The following is an 18,297-nucleotide window of genomic DNA, read 5'->3' as shown; positions in this document are numbered from 1 at the left end:
GTCGACACTAATAGATATGCCCCAAAGAGTACACCGAGTGACCGTGGCCACCGGCACGCTCACCCGGCCGCTCCGCCACTGACGTAGCGTCCCCTACAGACAGCCTCTGGCTGCGTTAGAGCAGCCAGATGACGAGGATAGGGAGCCGACTACACTCGGCAGCGACAGTGAGGATGTCGTTCCGGATGCGCCCGAGGCAGGTCACGACGGTCAGCAGACAGAGCAGGCTGACAGAGAGGCCAGCCGTCGTCTCCAGCCCGAGGACGCCGGCCCCGAACCCGACGCCGACTATCGCCGCGAGCAGAGCGAGGAGCCCATAGAGCGCCTTCCGGGTCCCGTCGACACCGAAGACGACTGGCAACGTCTCGACACCCGCCTCTCGGTCGCCCCCGCGGTCACCGACGTTTGGTATCTCGACGTTGGCGAACGCGGTGCCGAAGAAGAACACGTAGATGATGGGCGCCGACGCCGGTATCGGCGCACCGACGAACACTATCGGCAGGAAGGTCATGCCGACTGCCCACACGGCGGCCACGAGGGTGGAGTTGAGGATGAGCACCCGCTTCAGTGGCCTGAGCCGTGCCCCGTCGGGAAACAGGTCGCTGGCGTAACAGAGCCAGACGACGCCCGGGAGAAATGCCATCGCGAACGCCACTGGCCCGCCCAGCACTGCCAGGGCGACACCGAGCCCGTACGCGACCGCCGACAGGCTGTAGAGCAGGTCCTGATTCCGTCTGACGAAAGCGGCCCGCGCGGGCGAGGTCTTCTCGTCGGCCTCGACGTCGGCCAATCTGTCGTTGCCGTAGACGGCGAAGGTCAACAGCGCCGCGACGAGCGGCGCCGGACTCAGTGGCAAGGAGAGTAGTTCCGTGACGATGAGGACCTCCCCAGCGGCGATGAACGCGAGGTACGCCGAACTGTAGAGCAGGGCGTCACGGACGGGTCTCCCGAGTCGATAGACCCACGCCTGTAGTAAGCCGTACAGTACTGATAGACCGTTTACATTGTTCTGCGGATTAGCTTGCATAGCTGCGTTGGATTATTTGTAGCGCGAACAGAAAATTAATCTACACAAAACGTGTCAATAAGGGGGATATAACGCCATGTCTGCACTGGTCGCTCACGTTCTCGCGCCCGCGGCCTGTGCGACGTGTGCGAACGTCACGAGTCCCAGGCCGCCGACGATGTTACCGGCCGTGACGACGCTCACCACGATGGTGAACCGGGTCGCACCGACACCAGCGCCGAAGAGCACCCCGAGGAAGACGTGCAGCGCCGTGACGATGACGTGTTCGAGCGGGCCCAGCGCGAGCAGGACGCCCACGACGTAGGAAAGCGCCAGGCGGCTCCCCTCGTTATCGACCGAGACCAGCAGGAAGGAGAGCAGGCTCACGAGCGCCCCGCCAGCGATAGCCCGGGCGAAGGAGGCAAGCAGGTCTCGACCGACGCTCTCGGTCGCCACTGCGGCAAGCACTGCGGGCGTCCCGGCGGGCACGGCGCCCTCGACGACGAAGACGAGCGAGAACAGTCCGCCGCCGACGAGGTTCCCGACGAGCGTCACGACCCACAACCGGAGGAGCGCCCACAGCGCTGTGACCTCACCGCTGTCGACGGCCGCGGCGGTCGGGTCCGAGAAGTTCTCGTTGAACAGCTCCGTCCGGCCCGCGACGAGGAAGACGATGCCGACGCCGAAGGCCACCGCCCCGCCGAGCGCGGCGACGCCGTGGCCGACCGGCTGCAGGCGGCTCTCGACGATGCCCAGTCCGACGAGTCCGAAGACGATGGTAAAGCCCGCGATGAAACTCGTCGAGACGAGTTCGAGCAGCGACTGGTCGAGTCGACGCTGTCCTTCCTCGACCGCCCGGTCGAAGACCTCGTCCGGCGTCGGGGCTGCTGGCATACGCCGTAGTGGGCCACGGGCCCGAAAACGGCGGCGAGCGTTCGCGGCCGTAACCGTTGCTTAGGCTAGTTTCCACCCGTATCGATACTGTAGATTTTTATACACCCTCCCCCAAGGCCAGCCAAATGGGTCCCCGGTCCGGATGGCTTGGTCGCGCAAAGCGACAGCTTTACGCGGACCTCCGGGCGGACCCGTATCTCCGCTATCTCCTGGTTGGGGCGGTGCTACTGGCCGGCTTCGGCTTCTGGCATCGCATCCCTATCTTCGCGACATGGGACGAACACGACCGGGTGTTAGACGCCCTGGTCGCCTACGCCGAGATCGTCCACGACCCCAGTATCGACGGGGTCCGTGACGGACTCTCCTGGAGCCGTGCCCCCTTCGGCGCCACGCTGTGGGTGTACTTGCTGGCGGTGTTGCCGGTCGTCCTGGTCGCGCTCCTCTCCGGGCAGGGTGACGCCATCGCGGCGATGCGGAACCCGGCCTACGCGTACGGTCACTACCCCGTCTGGGCGGAGACGCCCCGATGGATATGGACCTGGAGCCTGGTCTTCGTCCGGCTGACGAACGTCGTCTTCGCCGTCGTCACCGTCTATCTGCTCTACCGGCTGGGCACACGACTGGAGAACCGCGCCACCGGCCGGCTCGCCGCCCTCCTGCTGACGCTCACCTTCGGCTTCCTCAAGCTGGCCAAGGAGGGTGGCGAGGACATGCCAGCGACGATGTGTTTCGTGGCGTCGATATACTTCCTCGTCGGCTACCTTCAGACAGGCGAGCGCCGCCAGTTCTACGCCGGGAGCGCCGTCGGCGGCCTCGCCATCGCGTTCAAACTCACACTCGGGCTCGTGGTTCCGATTATCGCCCTCGCGTTCCTGTTGCGAGCCCGCGTCGAGGACGGCCCGCTCCGGCGAGTGCTCTGGCGGCCGCGGCTGCTGGTCGGCGGGGCCGCCCTGGGCGCCGTCGTCATCTGTCTGGGCTTCCCGACGCTGCTGGTGGGCGACTTCCAGGCCATCGACGCCCGCTGGTTCGACCGGACCGGGCGGCTCGAACGCGCTGTCGGACCGACGGCACCGGCGTGGTGGTGGTTCCTGCGGACCTACGCCAGCGCCTTCGGCTGGCCGCTGCTGGTCGCGGCTATGGGCGCACTGGTCGCCAGTATCGTCAATCTGGCCCGCTTCGCGCCCAGTCGGGCGGCGCTCCGAGAGCGGGCCCCGGGGTTCGACGAGCGGGCGCTGCTGGTGGGGGCGCTCGTCGCCTACCTCCTCTTTTTCTCGCGGTGGCACGACTGGCGGGTCCATCACATCCTGCCGACGTTCCCGCTTGCGATGCTCCTGCTCGCCGACTCGCTCGACCGTCTGCGCGGCCACCGCCAGCGGGTCGGACACGCAGCGCTGGCCGTCGTCGTCGTGACCGCGGCCATCTACGCCGGCGTCGGCGTCGGGCAGTTCACCTCGATGCCCCGCGACGAGGCGACCGAGTGGCTCGACGAGAACGCCGAGGAGGACGCGACGATGGAGGTGTACTTCCACGGCTTCTTCGAGAACGCCATCCCCCACGGGATGAACCTCAACACGCCGCTGGACGGGCCGGCGGAGCGGGACCCCTGCCCCGAGTACATCCAGGTCGGCGACAAAGAACTGCTGTATCTGCAGGATATCCCCGACGCACAGCGCAGTTCGGAGGTAAACTCCAATGTGGGCCCCCGGGCGGAGTACATCCGGGCACTGCTGGACGGCGAGTACGACTACGAGGTCGTCGCGGAGTTCGGCGAGCGACCGCCGAACTACGTCCCCCGTCGCCCGGAGCCGGGTTCTCTGCGCGAGCTCGCTCCGCTGGGCATCTACCCACACAGCGACCAGTACGGTGACGAAGTAGAGCTCGCGAGCGACCAGTACGTCGCTATCCTGGAGCGACAGGGCGAGTGCACCGAACCGAGCGAGGCGACCCGCGACGCGCCGTGGTAACAGCTCGCTCCCGGGCGAGAAACCGACGCCGGGCATTCGCCGCCGTAGCCGATTAACAGACCCGCACCCGGCCAGCTCACATCTGTGCTTTTTTTGTATATACTCCTCCAGATAAAACCCAATGGACGCCCGCGCTGGATGGCTCGGTCGCGCAAAGAGACAACTGTATGCCGACCTCAGAGACGACCCGTACCTCCGCTATATCCTTCTCGCGGCACTCGTCCTTGCCGGCTTCTGGTTCTGGCACCGCGTTCCCAGCTTCGCGACGTGGGACGAATACGACCGGGTGTTAGACGCGCTTGTGACCTACGGCTCCGTCATCGCCGACCCGAGTTTCGAGGGGCTCCGACGGGGCGTCACGTGGAGTCGTGAACCGTTCGGCGCGACGCTGTGGGTGTACTTACTGGCGGTGTTACCCGTCGTTCTGGTCGCCGCGGTCACTGGCCAGCTGGACGCCATTACGGCCATCGGGACCCCGTCGAGAGCGTACGGCTACTACGAGGTGTGGGCGGCGACGCCGCGGTGGATATGGACCTGGAGCCTGGTCTTCGTCCGGCTGACGAACGTCATCTTCGCCGTCGTGACCGTCTATCTCGTCTATCGGCTGGGGGCGCGTCTGAAGGGCCGCGCGACCGGGCGGCTCGCGGCGGTTCTGTTGACAGTGACGTTCGGGTTCCTCAAACTGGCCAAGGAGGGCGGCGAGGACATCCCGGCGATGATGTGTTTCGTGGCGGCGCTGTACTTCCTCGTCGGCTACCTCCAGACTGGCGAGCGACGCCAGTTCTACGCCGGGAGCGCCGTCGGCGGGCTGGCTATCGCGTTCAAACTCACGCTCGGGCTCGTGGTTCCGGTTATCGCCCTCGCGTTCCTGTTGCGTGCCCGCGGCGAGGACGGCCCGCTCCGGCGAGCGCTCTGGCAACCGCGGCTACTGGTCGGCGGGGCCGCGCTCGGTGCCGTCGTCATCCTCGTTGGCTTCCCGTCGTCGCTGGTCGGGGACTTCGACGCCTTGTTCGCCCGCTGGTTCGGCAAGACCAACCGGCTCGAAAACGCCATTGGTCCCACGGCACCGACGTGGTGGTGGTTCCTGCGGACCTACGCCAGCGGCTTCGGCTGGCCGCTGCTGATTGCGGCTATGGGCGCACTGGTCGCCAGTATCGCCCATCTCGTACGTCTCGCGCCTAGCCGGGCGACGCTCCGGGAGCGGGTCCCGGGGTTCGACGAGCGGGCGATGCTCGTGGCGTCGCTGGTGCTTTACCTCCTCTTTTTCTCGCGGTGGCACGACTGGCGCGTCCATCACATCTCCCCCACCTTCCCGCTCGTGGCGGTGTTGCTCGCCGACACGCTCGACAGACTGCGTACCAACCGACAGACCGTCGGCCGCGCGGTGATGGCCGTCGTCGTCGTCAGCTCGGCTATCTACGCGGGTGTCGGCGCCGGGATGTACGCCTCTATGCCCCGCGACGAGGCGACCGAGTGGCTCAACGAGAACGCCGAGGAGGACGCGACGATGGAGGTGTACTACCATGCCTTCTTCGAGAACGCCATCCCGCACGGGATGGACCTCAACACGCCGCTGGAACCGGACGGGTCACCCGAGCGGGACCCCTGTCCCGAGTACATTCAGGTCGGGGACAAAGAACTGCTGTATCTGCAGGATATCCCCGACTCTCAGCGCAGCACCTATGTCAACTTCGCCCCGGGGCCACGAGCGGAGTATATCCGGGCGCTACTGGAGGGTGAGTACAACTACGAAATCGTCGCCGAGTTCGGCGAGCGACCGCCGAACTTCGTCCCACACCGCCCGGAACCGGGGTCGCTTCGGGACCTGGTCCCGCTGGGCATCAACCCGCACAGCGACCAGTACGGCGACGAGCAGGAACTCGCGAGCGACCAGTACGTCGCCATCCTCCGCCTCGAAGGCGAGTGTGTCGAATCCCGACCTGTACACTGGTGACGCGTCGCTGTCGGGGCCGCTCAGGTGGCCGTGTCTTCCTCGTACGTATCCGCCGTCGGGTCCCGCCCGGCGTAGAGGGCGAGGGCCCCGATGCCGGCGAGGATGGCGACGACGAGCGTCCAGAACGCCGAGAACGCCCACAGGGAGTCGGCGAACAGGTCGAGTACGTACAGCGCTGTCAGGATGACGAAGCCGGCGACCGAGAACCAGCCGAACCAGCCGAGTGCGTTTCGTGCCATAGCGACTAGAGCGTAGGGGGGACCAGCGGGGTGAGTGGCCACCTTGCGCCTGCAACGCGTTCGAGACTAGTGTGTGGTCGCCGCTCCTGCTCGGCGAGTAGGCGCGTGATAACAAACCCTCGAACCCGCCCACCCTCGCCCGATGAGCACGGACACAACTACCGACCACTGCGACACCGTCATCGATACCGTTTCGGGTGCTGTGATCGTCGAGCGCGAGACACTCGAAACCGTCCTCTCGGGGTTTCTGGCGCGCGGCCACGTCCTGCTGGAGGACGTTCCCGGCACTGGCAAGACGTTGACGGCCCGCTCACTGGCGGGGGCGCTTGGACTCTCTTTCTCACGTATCCAGTTCACACCGGACCTGCTGCCCGCGGACGTGACCGGCACCTACGTCTTCGACGAGCAATCGGGCGACTTCCAGTTCCGACCCGGCCCCATCTTCGGGAACGTGGTGCTGGCCGACGAGATAAACCGGGCCTCGCCCAAGACACAGGCTGCCTTGCTGGAGGCGATGGCCGAGGGACAGGTCACCATCGAGGGCCGGACCCACGAGCTACCCGAGCCCTTCTTCGTCATCGCGACGCAGAACCCCATCGAACAGGACGGTACCTTCCCGCTGCCGGAGGCACAGGTCGACCGCTTCATCGTGAAGACGAGCCTGGGCTACCCGGACGAGGCCGGCGAGCGAGAACTCGTCGACCGCCGGGCCGCACGCACCGACCGCACGCCCGAAGTCCAGCCGAGTCCGGGCGTCGACCCGGCGGCGCTCCGGCGGGCGCCCGAAGCGGTCCACGTCGCCGACGAGGTCCGGGATTATGTGGTCGACCTGGCCAGGGCGACCCGCGAGGACCGTCGCGTCGAGACCGGTGTCTCGCCGCGGGGGACCCAGCGGCTGTTCGAGGCGGCCCGGGCGCTCGCGGTCGTGCGAGGGCGCGAGTACGTCACGCCGGACCACGTCGCCGAAATCGCGCCGGTCGTGCTTTCCCACCGGCTCGTGTTGACGCCGGATGCCCGCGTCGAGGACGTAGCGAAGGACGCTGTCGTCGCGGACTTACTCGACGACGTGGCAGTGCCGACAGTCACCTATAGAGCAGCGCCAACAGAGTGACCGCAGCGGCGAGTAACAGGACGAGCGCGGAAAGTGGCAGTCCGGTCGCGCCGTGCTCGTAGACGACCAGCGCGACGACCACCGTGACGGCGCCGTAAGCCGACGTCGTCCCGGTGTGTAACAGTTCTACCGAGCGGGTCCGGGCGTCGGTGCGGAGCTGTTCGCCCAGACTGATACCGTGTTCGGCGACGTCCCACGCGGCGATGGCGGCGGCGGTCCCGCCCAGCAGACGCAGCGGGCCGGCGGCCTCGAAGACCCCGACCAGCGCCACGCCGACTATCATCACAGCGAGCCCGGCGGAGACGAACCGACGGGCAAAGCGCTGGCCGAGCGGGCGAACGCCGAGTCCGACCAGCGCCATCCCGACGAGTCCGGGCACCAGTTCGATGCTCTGGCGGGGGTCAGCGAGCGTCTCGCCCCGGAGAATCGCCCCGAGGACGAGCGCCGCGCCCAGGGCCGTCCAGAGCCATCCCTGCGGGACGGGGGCCTCGAACTCGCGACCACCGGCCACGACGAGGCCGACGCCGGCGAGGGCGGCGACGATAGCGACGCGCTGGTCGAGCGTGGGTGCGAGTATCGCTGTCGAGACGCCACAGAGCAGGAGCGCGAGCCCGCTGGCCAGCGGCGTCGGCCGATGGCTAACCTCACTCACGCGGACCACCGCCGTCGTCCCTCGTCCAGCAGCACCGTCCCGAGCGGCGTTGCCGGGTCCCAGTCGACGACCGGGACGTCGGCCCCGCGGAGCGTGCGCAGTCGCATGCGCCGCTCCCGGCCCGCCAGCCGCCGGCCCAGGCTCCCGTCGGCCGTCACGTCGGGGCTGATGACCGTCGTCGTGTGGCCGGCGGCCGACAGCGTCCGTATCGTCTCGACGATACCCTCGTCGGAGAGCGGCGAGAGCACGACGACCTGCGTGTCGGTCCCGAGCTGTTTGCGCAGCAGCGTCGCCTGCCGGTCGAGATCGCCGTCCGTCTCCTCGCCGTCGACCCCGCCACCCGCTCGCACGTGGCCCGGCGGCGTCGCGTCGAAGGCCGGATGGGTCCCGAGCAGTTGCCACAGCGCCGTCTCGTGGTCCGCGCCGACGCCGGGGGCGCGGAAACACAGCTCCCGACCGAAGGCGGCCAGGCCGACGGCGTCCCGCGTCTCCGAGAGCGCCGAGACGAGCTGCTCGACGCCGGCGAGGCAGTGGGCGACCGCGTTCGGGCGGCCGTCGGCTTCGGCCCGGTAGGCCGGCGCGCGGGCGTCGACCAGCAGGCAGACCGACGTGGGTAGCTCCTCGCGGAACTCGACGGTGGTTAGCTCGCCCGTTCTGGCCCACCGTTTCGAGTCGATACGCCCCACCGGGTCGCCGGGGCGGTACTCCCGGACCGAGTGGAACTCGATGCCGCTGCCGCCCTCGTCCGTGACGAGCCGCCCCGCGTAACCGTCGGGCTGTTCGCGGACCGGTAACTCGGGGACGGCGTCCCCAACCTGTATCTCGGTGCCGGCGGCGACACTCGTCTCGACCTCGTGGGCGCCCGTGATATCGCGGGCGATGACCGTCGCCGGGTCGAACTGGTGGCGGCCGGGCTCGGTCTCGACGGCGTAGCTGAACTCGGTGGTCTCGCCGGGCCGGACCACGGCGGCGTGGCGCGGGCTGCCCGACGCGACAGAGAGCATCGCCGGGACCCCGTCGACGACCCGACAGTCGGCGAGCGTCCGGTCGCCGGTGTTTGTCACGCTGGTCGTGACCGTCACCGGGTCGCCGCTCGCGGGCCGTCGGTCGCCGAGGCGTCGCTCCAGTTCGAGTTCGACCGTCGGTGGCCGCGAGAGCCGCGGATACACCGCCATGCCCGCGCCGACGACGCCGACCAGCAGCGTCGCGGGGCGGTCCGTCAGGACGCCGACGGCGACGAAAAACAGCGCGACGGCGACGATACCGCGCCAGCGCCCGGTCGTACGGACCGTCACCGACCGTCACCGCCGGCTGTTTGGTCCGTGCCAGCCTCGACCAGCACGCGGGCGGTCGTGCGGGCCGCGTGCTGTGTCCAGGCGTCGCCACGCAGCGCCAGCCCCAGGCGCTCGGTCACCGTCGGTCCGGCCGACTCGTCGGCCAGAAAGCGGGCCGCCACCGGGTCGTCGGTCCAGGCCCCCGACTCGACGCGCTCCCTGGCGCTCGCTCGGCTCCGACCGTCGCCCAGCTGGTCGTAGACAGCGGCCGTCCGGAGGCGCTCGCGCAGGTAGTCACGGTCGGCCGCCGAGAGGTGCCACGGCCACCGGCCGAGCAGGTCGTCGACTCGCTCGCCCGGCCGGGGGGCGTCGGGGACGATTTCGGGGTCGGGCGGGGCCGCCTGCTCGACGTGGCCCGTCGCGCGCCGGGCGACCATCCAGCCCAGGACTAACAGCGCGACGCCGCCGAAGGCCCCCAGCAGAAAGTAGTCGTTGCCGAGCCACGCGACGACCGACGCGACGGGCAACAGCGTCGCGACGCCGGGGAAAAGCGCCAGCGCGAAGGCGACGACGCCGACGGCCACGAGCGCCAGCCAGCCAGCGCGGCGAGTGGTCGCGCTCACGCGCGCTCACCGTCGAGGCTGGCGAGTGTCTCGCGGGCGAGGCGGGCCTGTTCGTCGCTCGGGGGCTGGGTCCCGTAGCGCACGTCCTCGAAGGTCCGACGGAGCCGGTCGACCTGTCCCGGGTCGAACCCTCGCTCGACCGCGCGGCGGGCACAGTCACGCGGGGTACGCGTGCGGGGCCGGTCGACGCCCGCCCGCTCGACCAGCTCGACCCACGCCCGCTCGACGTCGTTCTGTGGGGCCGGTGCCAGTGGGTCGGTCCCCGGGTCAGCGGGGTCGCCCCAGATGGCCCGGCGGAGCCGCTCCCGGTAGCGGTAGGCGAGTATTACGACCGCCAGAACGAGCCCGAGCCACAGGAGCAGCGGCCAGTCGCCGGGGGCCAGGCCGCTGTCACTGTTCGACGCCGACCCACCGGCCTGCTCGTCGCCCTGCTGGCCGGCGCTGTCGGCGCGGCGGTCACTCTCGCCAGCTTGCTCGTTCTGGGACTCCGGGTCCCCGGGGTCGCCGCGTTCCTGTCCCTCCTGTGACCCGTCGCCGGCTTTCGAGTCGGGCTGCTTGGCGTCCCCGCCACCGTCGCCCTGGCGGTACCGCTCGTCGACGTCCTGGGCGGCCGCTTCTATCTCCCCCTGGCTGTCCTCACCCAGCGGCAGCAGCTCCCACTGGACGTCGACCGCGTCCGACGGGTCCGTCGACATCGACGCCGAAAGCGTCGACGCCGAGAGCCCCACAGCGGCGATAACGACGATGGCCATCCCAGCCGAGAGTATCCGTTCGGTGTTCATTCAGTTAGTGCGGGCTGGGGCATAGGTTGGCCTTGTTATAGGCAGACTATCGGCCCACAGCGGGCGCGAGCGCCGGTCTCACGGGGCCCGGAACACGCGTCGCGCGCCCCCTCGAAGGCCCCGATTTCTCATGACCCGTGACGGTCAAGCCAGGGGCAATGAACGTCAGTATCGTCGGCAGCGGCTACGTCGGCACCACCGTCGCGGCGTGTCTGGCCGACCTGGGCCACGAGGTCACGACGATAGATATCGACGAGGCCATCGTCGACGCTATCAACGACGGCGAGTCGCCGATTCACGAGCCGGGCCTGGACGAACTGGTCGCCGAACACGGCGGGCGTCGACTGCGGGCGACGACTGACTACGACGCCATCCGGGACACCGAACTCACGATGCTCGCCCTGCCGACCCCCTCGAACGAGGACGGCAGCATCGACCTCCAGTACATGGAAGCCGGCGCGGCGAGCGTCGGCGAGGCGCTGGCTGACGGTGACGGACGCGACGAGCCCCACCTCGTCGTCACCAAATCCACCGTCATCCCCCGGACGACCGACGAACGCCTCGCCCCCCGCATCGCCGAGGCCGGCCTGGAACGAGGCACGGACTTCCTCGTGGCCTCGAACCCCGAGTTCCAGCGTGAGGGCACTGCCGTCGCGGACTTTCTGAACCCCGACAAGCTGGTCTTCGGTGCCGACGACCCACGCGCCCTCGCCGCGCTGGGAGAGCTGTATCTCCCGTTGCGGGAGGCCGCCGAGAGCGAGGTATCCGTCGTCGAGACCGGCATCGCCGAGGCCGAGATGATAAAGTACGCCAACAACACGTTCCTCGCGAGCAAGGTCAGCCTCATCAACGACATCGGCAACGTCTGCAAGGAGTTCGATGTCGACGCCTACGAGGTCGCCGACGCTATCGGCCTGGACGACCGCATCGGCGAGCGGTTCCTGCGCAGCGGCGTGGGCTGGGGCGGCAGCTGCTTCCCGAAAGACACCGACGCCATCATCGCCGCCGCCCGCGAGCAGGGGTACGACCCCGCCGTCCTCTCCGCCGCGGTCGAACTGAACGACGCCCAGCCCGAGCGCCTGCTCGCCCTGCTCGACGACCACGTGGACGTGCGCGGTGAGCCCGTCGCTGTCCTTGGGCTTTCGTTCAAGCCCGGCACCGACGACATCCGCAACACGCGGGCGGTGCCGGTCATCGAGGGGCTGCGTGAACGCGGGGCCGACGTCGTCGCCTACGACCCCGTCGCGACCGAGAATATGCACGAAAAGTATCCCGACATCGAGTACGCCGACTCGGCCGCAGACGCGCTGGCGGGGGCCTCCGGTGCAATCGTCGTCACCGACTGGGACGAGTTCGCGGCGCTCGACAGCGAGTTCGACGCGATGAAAGCGTCCGTCGTCGTCGACGGCCGGCGGATCGTCGACCGGCGCGAGGGAATCACGTACGAAGGACTGACCTGGTAGGCCGGCAGCGGGCGAGCCTACTCCTCGGCCTCGAAGTATTCGCGAACGACGGACTCGACGTCGTACTGGCGCTCCCAGCCCAGCTGTTCACGTGCCGCCGTCGTGTCGACGGGGAACTCCGAGACGAGCGTCTCCTCGCCGGCGCGGGGGTTCTCGACGAGTTCGACGTCGACCTCGTGGCCGTGTTCGGCCGCGACGGACTGGACGAGTTCGGCGACGGTCTCGACGCCGGGGTCCTCGTCGCTGGCTATCTCGTACTTCTCGACGCCCGTCTCGCCGGCCTCTAGCTGGTCGACCAGTCGCTCGGCGCTGCGGACGTAGGCTCGGGCCACGTCCTTCACGTGGACGAAGTTGCGACACTGGGTGCCGGGCTCGTACACGGTGAGTGTCTCGCCGGCCGTCGCCCGCGAGAGGAAGAAGTTGATGACGGTGCCTTTGGATATCTCCCGGCCCTCGATCTCGTGGCCGCCGTAGAGGTTCGATATCATGAACTGGTGGGCGGGAAAGGCGCCGTCGGCGAAGTCCTCGATGGCGCGCTCGCTGAGGAGCTTCGTCCGGCCGTACCAGTTCATCGGGTCCCGCGGGTGCGAAGCCGTGATGGGGAACTCCGTCGGGTCGCCAAGCACCGCCATCGAGAACGGGAATATCATGGCCGCGCCGGTCTTCCGGCAGAACCACGCGACGTTGTTGGTTCCCTGAACGTTACACTCGTAGGCGAGGTCCTGTTTCTCCTCGCAGTCGTCGACGCCCGAGATCGCCGCCAGATGCATCACGACGTCGGCGCCAGACAGGGCCGCTTCGAGGCGGTCGCGGTTCCGGATGTCGACGTGTTCGACGTCGACGTCGCCGACCGACCGGACGTCGCCGAGATAGAAGTTGTCGATCGCGGTTATCTCCCAGTCGGGGTGCTGTGCCTCGAGTTCGACGAGGACGCGGCTGCCGATGTAGCCGGCCGCGCCGGTGATAGCGATGTGTTGCTCAGCCATTGGTGAATCGGTCTGCGATGTCGCGGACCCCCTCGCGGAGGGTGGTCTGTGGTGTAAAACCCGTAGTCTCTAGCCGGTCGAAGTTGACGTGATAGGACGGGCCGGGGTGTTCGTCCTCCAGATAGGTGATGTCGACCGCGCCGACCTCCTCGTCGACGATGTCGGCGATATCCGCTATCTGGTAGTTGGCGTCGTTGGCCCCGACGTTGTAGACATGGTGGTCCCACGCTGCGGGCTCCAGGGCGGCGTGTTTGTACGCCCGGGCGGCGTCGCTGACGTGGATAAACGGCCGCCAGTTCGACCCGTCACCGTAGACAGTGAGGGTCCGCCCCGTCAGCGCCCGGAAGACGAAGTAGTTCACGACGAGGTTGAACCGGATACCCGGCGAGTAGCCGAAGTTCGTCGCCATCCGGAGGGCGGTGCCGTCCATCCCGAACTCCTCGCAGGCTTCCGCGAGCAGCGTCTCCGAGTCGAGTTTCGTCTCCGCGTATGGGTTGATAGGGTCGGGGTCGACCGTCTCGTCGATGTCGGTGCTGGTCGCGCGGCCGTAGACGTTACACGAGGAGGCGAAGACGACGTTCTCGACGCCGAGTTTGCCGGCCGCCGTGAGGACGTTCTCGGTCCCGTCGTAGTTGACCGCGACGGTCTCCTCGCGGCGGTCGTGGGTGCTGGCCGCGCCGGTGATAGCGGCGAGGTGGACGACGGTGTCGACCCCACGCATGGCGCTCTCGACGTCGCCGTACTCTCGGACGTCGCCGCGGCGAAACTCCAGTTTCCCGTTGACGGCGCCCATGAGCGCCCGCGGGGAGCCCGACGTCAGGCTGTCGAGGACGACGACTTCGCCGACCCGGTCGTCGTCCGCGAGGCGCGGAATCAGGTCGCTGCCGATGTAGCCACAGCCGCCCGTGACCAGCACGTCGGTGGTCATTATTCCTCGTCGACCAGGACGCCCGGCAGGAAGCGGTCCTCGTGGGCCTCGATGGTGTCGGCGTAGCTGGTCAGCGTCTCGAAGATGTCTTCGACGCCCTCCTCGAAGGTCTGGTCCTGCTCGCCGATGAGAGCCTCGTAGCGGTCGTACTCGATTTCCATCTTGTGGGTCTCGTCCTCGTCGCGCGGGTTCTCGAAGTGCTCGACGGCGACGTCCAGGTCGAACTCGCTGCCCACGTCGGCGATGGTCTCGGCGATCTCGACGATGCTGATGGCGCGGGTGACCTGGTTGTAGACGGTGAGGCCCTCCGGCCGGTCGTCGGCGTCACCGAGCGCGAGCTGGGCCAGCCCCTCGACGGCGTCCTCCAGCGAGACGAACGGTTTGCGCTGCTCGCCCTTGCCGTAGACGGTGACCGGGTAGCCCGCGACGGCCTGGGCACAGAAGCGGTGCGTGACCGTCCCGAAGTAGTAGTCGAAGTCGAAGCGGGTCTTGAGCCGGTCGTCCTCCCGAGTTTCGGCGGTCTCGGTCCCGTAGGTGATGGCCGTGCGCACGTCCGAGACCGGGATGTCGAACTGCTTGTGGGCCAGGCGCATGTTCGCCGCGTCGTGGGACTTCGTGAGGTGGTACCAGGAGCCGGCCATCGCCGGGAACGGCACCTCGTCGGCCTCGCCCTGGTTCTCCATCGTCGCACCGCCCTCCGGGATGGGGAACTCCGGCGCGCCGTAGACGCCCGTCGTCGTCGTCTCGATGAAGTGCGTGTCCGTGAGGTCGTTCTCTTCGAGACCCCACAGGAGGTTCCGCGTGGACTGGAGATTGTTGTGCTGCGTGAAGTTCGCTCGCTCGCCGTTGATCTGCGAGTAGGGCGCGGCGGGCTGGGCGGCCGCGTGGACGACGGCCCGTGGCTCGTGGACCTGCAGCAGCTCGTCGACGAAGGCCCGCTCGACGAGGTCGCCCTCGACGAAGGACATGTTCGTGATACCCAGCGTCTCCCGGGCGGCCTCGAGGCGCTCGTCGATAGAGGCCACGGGGACGGCGCTGGTCGACCCGATATCCTCGACCCACTCCCGGCGGCCGAAGTTGTCGACCAGAACAACTCGTTCGTCTGTTCGCGACGCGATGCGCAGCGCTGTGGGCCAGCCGATGTAGCCGTCTGCCCCGGTGACGAGTATCGTCATTAGTTACTCGGCTCGTGAGTAACTCGCGAGTGATATATATTTTCTGTACTCGCGCTAGCAGCGAGTGGTGTTGTTCGAACTGTGGTCGTTGCTGTCGGTATCAGTGTTCTCGTGACTGCTTACAGCCAGAAAGCCCCGGCCAGCTACACTCGGGGGCCTCGCTGCGCTCCTCGGTCACTTCGTTCCCTGCGGTGCTTGCGTCGTCCGCCGTCTTGTAGCTGGCCGCCCCTTTCAGTCCCACCCGTCGCCGGTTGGTCAATCTGTGTTGGGCGGGACTGAAAGGGGCCGGGCGCTCGGGAAAGCACAACGACGTAAGCACCGGAACGAGCGAAGCGAGTGAGGAGCGTCGTTCGAAAGGCGCAAAGCGCCTTTCGTGATCACGAGAGAGCTGCGCTCTCTCGGACGACAGCGAGGCGCGCGACCCGAGCGCCCGGGGGCTTTCTGGCTGTCGTAATCTGTTTCCCTGTATCGGGTTCCGATTCCAGGACGGTCGGTTCCGGAAGGGTTAAAAATCGCCCTCGCCATCTTTCATTCGCTATCGCACGGGCCGGTGGGGTAGCCTGGTATCCTTCGGCCTTCGGGTGGCCGTAACCGCGATTCGAATTCGCGCCGGCCCACTACCTACAAACCCTTTTTCCAGGGTTTCCTAACCATTAGCGGCCGGTTTCGGGAGTGGTCGCTATGAGCCGTGCCGAGCCTGAGCGCCGGCTCATCTGCGATTACTGTGGCGAGTGGATAACTGAGCCCGACCAGCGCTGCCCAGCTGTCGATAACGGGGTGTGTCGCCCATGAGTCGGAGCGCGACGGCCAGACGCGAGCCCGATACCGACACCGGCGTTCGGAACCGCTCGCAGTACGCCGACACGCTCCACCGGCTCGACCCCGATGCCGACGAGCCCCGGCCGGCCTGTCCCGAGGCTGACTATCGGCCTGACGCCGAGTTCACCGACGTTCCCCTGGCTGCCTATCGTCCGCACTACGAACTCTGTGGAAACCCGGAGTGCTTCGGAGGTGACTGGCGGTGAGCCCGCAGTCGTCGCTCTTCGACTACGAGCCCGACCTGTCGGCGCTCACCGAGGCGGAACGGGAGGTGTACGAAGCTGTGGGCATGGGCCAGTATGGGCCCCGCGAGTACGCCCGCGAAACTGGCCGCTCACCGGGCACTGTCGGAAACCTCCTACGGCGAGCGCGCGAGAAACTGGAGGTGACCGGCGCGTGAGCGAGTTCGTCCGAGCATCCCGTCTCTACGACGTAGAGGCGAGCGAACCCCGCGCCTTCGACTGGGCGAAGATGCAGCCGGTCGCCGGCATCGAGGACGGGATGTAGCCATGTCGCGGCACCTCAAGTGCGCCCCTCATGAGGGCGACGTGCGCTTTACCATCGGGGTTCACCCTGACCCAGGTGTCCCCGACTACGGCTTGAAACCGTACTACGCGATGGACTCACTCATCAAGGAGTGGGGCGACCGCTGGCAGACTGACGGGAAGCCGACCGAGGAGATCGAGCTGGCCGGCGAGACGTGGGCCACCTGTTTTGACTACTCCGAGAGCGGGCTGGACCCGTGGGATAATCCGTCGTTCCAGATTGAGAACGTCCGAGAGTTCCAGTTCTATTTCGTCTCGAAGGACTCCCCGACCTACCGCGGCGAGCGCGCCGACCAGGACCCGCGGATCAAGGGTGGGACAATCACCGTCCGACCACGGTGGCCGAACCTCACCGCGGACGGCAAGCCCGTCTCAGTACCGCAGTACGGCGAGCCCTACATCGACGTGCAGGTACAGGCTTCGAACATCCCCCACGAGCGGTACCTGTCGCTCGTGAAGCGCGTGATGGACGCCTACGGCATCGCTGCGCGATACTTCGACCAGCCCCACCCGGACAGCCACATCAACGACCTCGCCTACTACGTGCGTCTCTACCGGTCAGACAGCGGGCCGCTGTACGCCGCCGACGGACCGATAGCCCGCGCCCACACGCTCATCCAGGGCGACCGGTCGGGCTACCGGAAGCACGAGGAAGACAACACGAAGATTCCCGGCTACATGGTGAAATCCGTCGTCGAGGACGAGAAGGCCGGCGAACTCGTCCGTGGGCATGGGCTGGGGAAGGAATTGAAGCACTACTACCCGCGCGAACCCGACAGCTACGAGCCCGACGAGGCGCCGTATCATCCGAAGTTCGAAGTGGCCTATCAGACCGCCAGGACAGACGAGACCGTCCGGTGGGACGACCTCGACGACGCCCGGCGGGAGCTGGAGGAGACGATACTGAACTGCCTCGACTGGTGTGGGCTGGCGACGACCGCCGAGAGCAGTATCTTCGTCGACTTCGACCCGTACTGGGACGTGCGGAACACCACGGAAGCGCGGAAGTTCGTACAGTGTCCGCTGCCGAAGATCGAAGACGACCAGGAACACCGCGTGATGCAACTGTGGGGCGATATGACGACTGCCGACCGGGACGTGACGGAGATGCTACTGACCGACGGCGGGAAGGTCTCGCCCCAGGAGGCCGCCGAGAAGACCGGCTACACGTACCGGACGATACGTGAGGTGGTCGACCGGCTGGAGGGGCTGATTCGGCACACCTACGGCGAACTCGAATTAGAGTCGAAGAAGATTCAGCAGGAATTGCTGAAGCGGGTTCGCGCTGCCGGTGACCGGTTCCAGCAGGAGATCGGGAGCGCGACGATGGAGCTGGCCGACGCCGCGGAGGAACGCGCTCGATCACGATGGGCGCGAGTTCGTCGCGAGTATGCGATTTCGGAAGTCGAAGCCGACGACTGCCGGAAACTGCTGAAGGCGGGCTACACACCAGAGGACTTCGACGAGGCGAAAGAGATCCTTCGAGAGATCCGTACGGCCTACTCGGAGTGTGTCGAGGCGAACACCTACGGGATTCACGTCGTCGTAGAGACGGTTGAGACGGGCCGTGAGCGATTCCGAGACCTACGGAACGCCTTCCAGAAGGGCTACCGCCAGGACGACTACATGAGCCGCGAGGAGCAGGAGCGGCGAAACGAGGCCTTCGACTTCGAGGCCTGGAAGGCCGCCGGCTGCCCGCCAGCTGACGAGTGGCGCGGCGGGTAGCGCCGGCCCCTGGATAGAGGCATCACTGTCTCTCACCCTGTTTTAGCGGCAATTCTGTGCTCTTTCACCCGGAAATCGCGCGTCGCGCGGCTGGGATCGTTCCCTTCGGTCACGTCACCCAGCCGCGCGACCAGGGGGAACCCGGAAGACGAGCTTC

At 67.5% G+C, this 18,297-nt stretch carries 17 protein-coding genes and 1 tRNA gene; 8 read left to right on the top strand and 10 right to left on the bottom strand.

All coding sequences use genetic code 11. The features are described from left to right. Positions 1–115: 115 nt before the first annotated feature. Positions 116–1,027 carry a UbiA family prenyltransferase gene (locus tag EGD98_RS13870; RefSeq protein WP_220588960.1) on the bottom strand — a complete coding sequence of 304 codons (912 nt, stop codon included), beginning with the start codon at positions 1,025–1,027 and terminating at the stop codon, positions 116–118. A gap of 93 nt (positions 1,028–1,120) precedes the next feature. After that, a complete protein-coding gene (locus EGD98_RS13865) occupies positions 1,121–1,900 on the bottom strand; it encodes a formate/nitrite transporter family protein (RefSeq protein WP_220588959.1) in 780 nt (259 codons plus the stop codon). Between the two features lie 125 nt (positions 1,901–2,025). On the opposite strand from EGD98_RS13865, the gene EGD98_RS13860 reads away from it, so the two are divergent. After that, positions 2,026–3,864 (top strand): ArnT family glycosyltransferase, encoded by a 1,839-nt coding sequence (locus EGD98_RS13860; protein WP_220588958.1) that lies wholly within the window; start codon positions 2,026–2,028, stop codon positions 3,862–3,864. Positions 3,865–3,985: 121 nt separating this feature from the next. Further along, positions 3,986–5,818, top strand: a complete 1,833-nt coding sequence (locus EGD98_RS13855; protein WP_220588957.1) for an ArnT family glycosyltransferase — start codon at positions 3,986–3,988, stop codon at positions 5,816–5,818. Positions 5,819–5,838: 20 nt separating this feature from the next. Here EGD98_RS13855 and EGD98_RS13850 read toward each other — a convergent pair whose 3' ends face one another. Further along, positions 5,839–6,057: a hypothetical protein gene (locus EGD98_RS13850; protein WP_220588956.1), complete on the bottom strand. Its 219-nt coding sequence runs from the start codon at positions 6,055–6,057 to the stop codon at positions 5,839–5,841. A 142-nt stretch (positions 6,058–6,199) separates the two neighbouring features. Here EGD98_RS13850 and EGD98_RS13845 point away from each other — a divergent pair, with 142 nt between their 5' ends. Further along, positions 6,200–7,168, top strand: coding sequence for an AAA family ATPase (locus EGD98_RS13845; protein WP_220588955.1), 969 nt, complete (start codon positions 6,200–6,202; stop codon positions 7,166–7,168). Here the strand turns inward: EGD98_RS13845 and EGD98_RS13840 are convergent. From EGD98_RS13840 to EGD98_RS13825, 4 genes are read right to left on the bottom strand one after another with little or no spacing between them, the layout of a single operon-like run. Next, positions 7,140–7,820, bottom strand: coding sequence for a DUF7519 family protein (locus EGD98_RS13840; protein WP_220588954.1), 681 nt, complete (start codon positions 7,818–7,820; stop codon positions 7,140–7,142). The genes EGD98_RS13845 and EGD98_RS13840 overlap by 29 nt on opposite strands. Beyond that, complete coding sequence (locus EGD98_RS13835) at positions 7,817–9,115, bottom strand: DUF58 domain-containing protein (protein ID WP_328762990.1); 1,299 nt, start codon at positions 9,113–9,115, stop codon at positions 7,817–7,819. The genes EGD98_RS13840 and EGD98_RS13835 overlap by 4 nt, the downstream gene beginning before the upstream one ends. After that, positions 9,112–9,717 (bottom strand): DUF7269 family protein, encoded by a 606-nt coding sequence (locus EGD98_RS13830; RefSeq protein ID WP_220588953.1) that lies wholly within the window; start codon positions 9,715–9,717, stop codon positions 9,112–9,114. Before EGD98_RS13830 ends, EGD98_RS13835 begins: the two co-directional genes overlap by 4 nt. After that, the gene (locus EGD98_RS13825) at positions 9,714–10,499 is read right to left on the bottom strand and encodes a DUF4129 domain-containing protein (RefSeq protein WP_220588952.1); all 786 of its coding nucleotides are present in this window, start codon (positions 10,497–10,499) and stop codon (positions 9,714–9,716) included. Before EGD98_RS13825 ends, EGD98_RS13830 begins: the two co-directional genes overlap by 4 nt. A gap of 158 nt (positions 10,500–10,657) precedes the next feature. On the opposite strand from EGD98_RS13825, the gene aglM reads away from it, so the two are divergent. After that, positions 10,658–11,962, top strand: a complete 1,305-nt coding sequence (gene aglM / locus EGD98_RS13820; protein ID WP_220588951.1) for a UDP-glucose 6-dehydrogenase AglM — start codon at positions 10,658–10,660, stop codon at positions 11,960–11,962. A gap of 17 nt (positions 11,963–11,979) precedes the next feature. Here aglM and EGD98_RS13815 read toward each other — a convergent pair whose 3' ends face one another. Genes EGD98_RS13815 through EGD98_RS13805 form a run of 3 tightly spaced genes read right to left on the bottom strand, consistent with a single transcriptional unit; the run spans position 11,980 to position 15,051 of the window. Next, on the bottom strand, positions 11,980–12,948 hold the full coding sequence (locus tag EGD98_RS13815) for an NAD-dependent epimerase/dehydratase family protein (protein WP_220588950.1): 969 nt from the start codon (positions 12,946–12,948) through the stop codon (positions 11,980–11,982). Further along, positions 12,941–13,876: an NAD-dependent epimerase/dehydratase family protein gene (locus tag EGD98_RS13810; RefSeq protein WP_220588949.1), complete on the bottom strand. Its 936-nt coding sequence runs from the start codon at positions 13,874–13,876 to the stop codon at positions 12,941–12,943. Before EGD98_RS13810 ends, EGD98_RS13815 begins: the two co-directional genes overlap by 8 nt. Then, positions 13,876–15,051, bottom strand: coding sequence for an NAD-dependent epimerase/dehydratase family protein (locus EGD98_RS13805; protein ID WP_220588948.1), 1,176 nt, complete (start codon positions 15,049–15,051; stop codon positions 13,876–13,878). The genes EGD98_RS13810 and EGD98_RS13805 overlap by 1 nt, the downstream gene beginning before the upstream one ends. A 544-nt stretch (positions 15,052–15,595) precedes the next feature. Between EGD98_RS13805 and EGD98_RS13800 the strand changes: the two genes are divergently transcribed. The 4 genes from EGD98_RS13800 (at position 15,596) to EGD98_RS13785 (ending at position 18,140) form a co-directional block, all read left to right on the top strand. Further along, positions 15,596–15,668 (top strand) — tRNA-Pro (locus tag EGD98_RS13800). A 171-nt stretch (positions 15,669–15,839) separates the two neighbouring features. Further along, positions 15,840–16,076, top strand: a complete 237-nt coding sequence (locus EGD98_RS13795) for a hypothetical protein (protein ID WP_220588947.1) — start codon at positions 15,840–15,842, stop codon at positions 16,074–16,076. Further along, a complete protein-coding gene (locus EGD98_RS13790) occupies positions 16,073–16,270 on the top strand; it encodes an RNA polymerase sigma factor (protein WP_220588946.1) in 198 nt (65 codons plus the stop codon). The genes EGD98_RS13795 and EGD98_RS13790 overlap by 4 nt, the downstream gene beginning before the upstream one ends. Positions 16,271–16,379: 109 nt before the next feature. Next, complete coding sequence (locus tag EGD98_RS13785) at positions 16,380–18,140, top strand: DUF7845 domain-containing protein (RefSeq protein WP_236039480.1); 1,761 nt, start codon at positions 16,380–16,382, stop codon at positions 18,138–18,140. Positions 18,141–18,297 lie beyond the last annotated feature (157 nt).

The sequence above is a fragment of the Haloarcula salinisoli genome (assembly GCF_019599405.1).
Taxonomy (GTDB): domain Archaea; phylum Halobacteriota; class Halobacteria; order Halobacteriales; family Haloarculaceae; genus Haloarcula; species Haloarcula salinisoli.
The sequence above is the reverse complement of the archived record's forward strand: the minus strand, read 5'-3'. Positions and strand labels throughout refer to the sequence as shown.

Excerpts from the sequence above, each read along its gene's own strand:
- EGD98_RS13870 (WP_220588960.1), bottom strand. The coding sequence starts at position 1,027 with ATGCAAGCTAATCCGCAGAACAATGTAAACGGTCTATCAGTACTGTAC.
- EGD98_RS13865 (WP_220588959.1), bottom strand. The coding sequence starts at position 1,900 with ATGCCAGCAGCCCCGACGCCGGACGAGGTCTTCGACCGGGCGGTCGAG.
- EGD98_RS13860 (WP_220588958.1), top strand. The coding sequence starts at position 2,026 with ATGGGTCCCCGGTCCGGATGGCTTGGTCGCGCAAAGCGACAGCTTTAC.
- EGD98_RS13855 (WP_220588957.1), top strand. The coding sequence starts at position 3,986 with ATGGACGCCCGCGCTGGATGGCTCGGTCGCGCAAAGAGACAACTGTAT.
- EGD98_RS13850 (WP_220588956.1), bottom strand. The coding sequence starts at position 6,057 with ATGGCACGAAACGCACTCGGCTGGTTCGGCTGGTTCTCGGTCGCCGGC.
- EGD98_RS13845 (WP_220588955.1), top strand. The coding sequence starts at position 6,200 with ATGAGCACGGACACAACTACCGACCACTGCGACACCGTCATCGATACC.
- EGD98_RS13825 (WP_220588952.1), bottom strand. The coding sequence starts at position 10,499 with ATGAACACCGAACGGATACTCTCGGCTGGGATGGCCATCGTCGTTATC.
- aglM (WP_220588951.1), top strand. The coding sequence starts at position 10,658 with ATGAACGTCAGTATCGTCGGCAGCGGCTACGTCGGCACCACCGTCGCG.
- EGD98_RS13815 (WP_220588950.1), bottom strand. The coding sequence starts at position 12,948 with ATGGCTGAGCAACACATCGCTATCACCGGCGCGGCCGGCTACATCGGC.
- EGD98_RS13810 (WP_220588949.1), bottom strand. The coding sequence starts at position 13,876 with ATGACCACCGACGTGCTGGTCACGGGCGGCTGTGGCTACATCGGCAGC.
- EGD98_RS13805 (WP_220588948.1), bottom strand. The coding sequence starts at position 15,051 with ATGACGATACTCGTCACCGGGGCAGACGGCTACATCGGCTGGCCCACA.
- EGD98_RS13795 (WP_220588947.1), top strand. The coding sequence starts at position 15,840 with ATGAGTCGGAGCGCGACGGCCAGACGCGAGCCCGATACCGACACCGGC.
- EGD98_RS13785 (WP_236039480.1), top strand. The coding sequence starts at position 16,380 with ATGTCGCGGCACCTCAAGTGCGCCCCTCATGAGGGCGACGTGCGCTTT.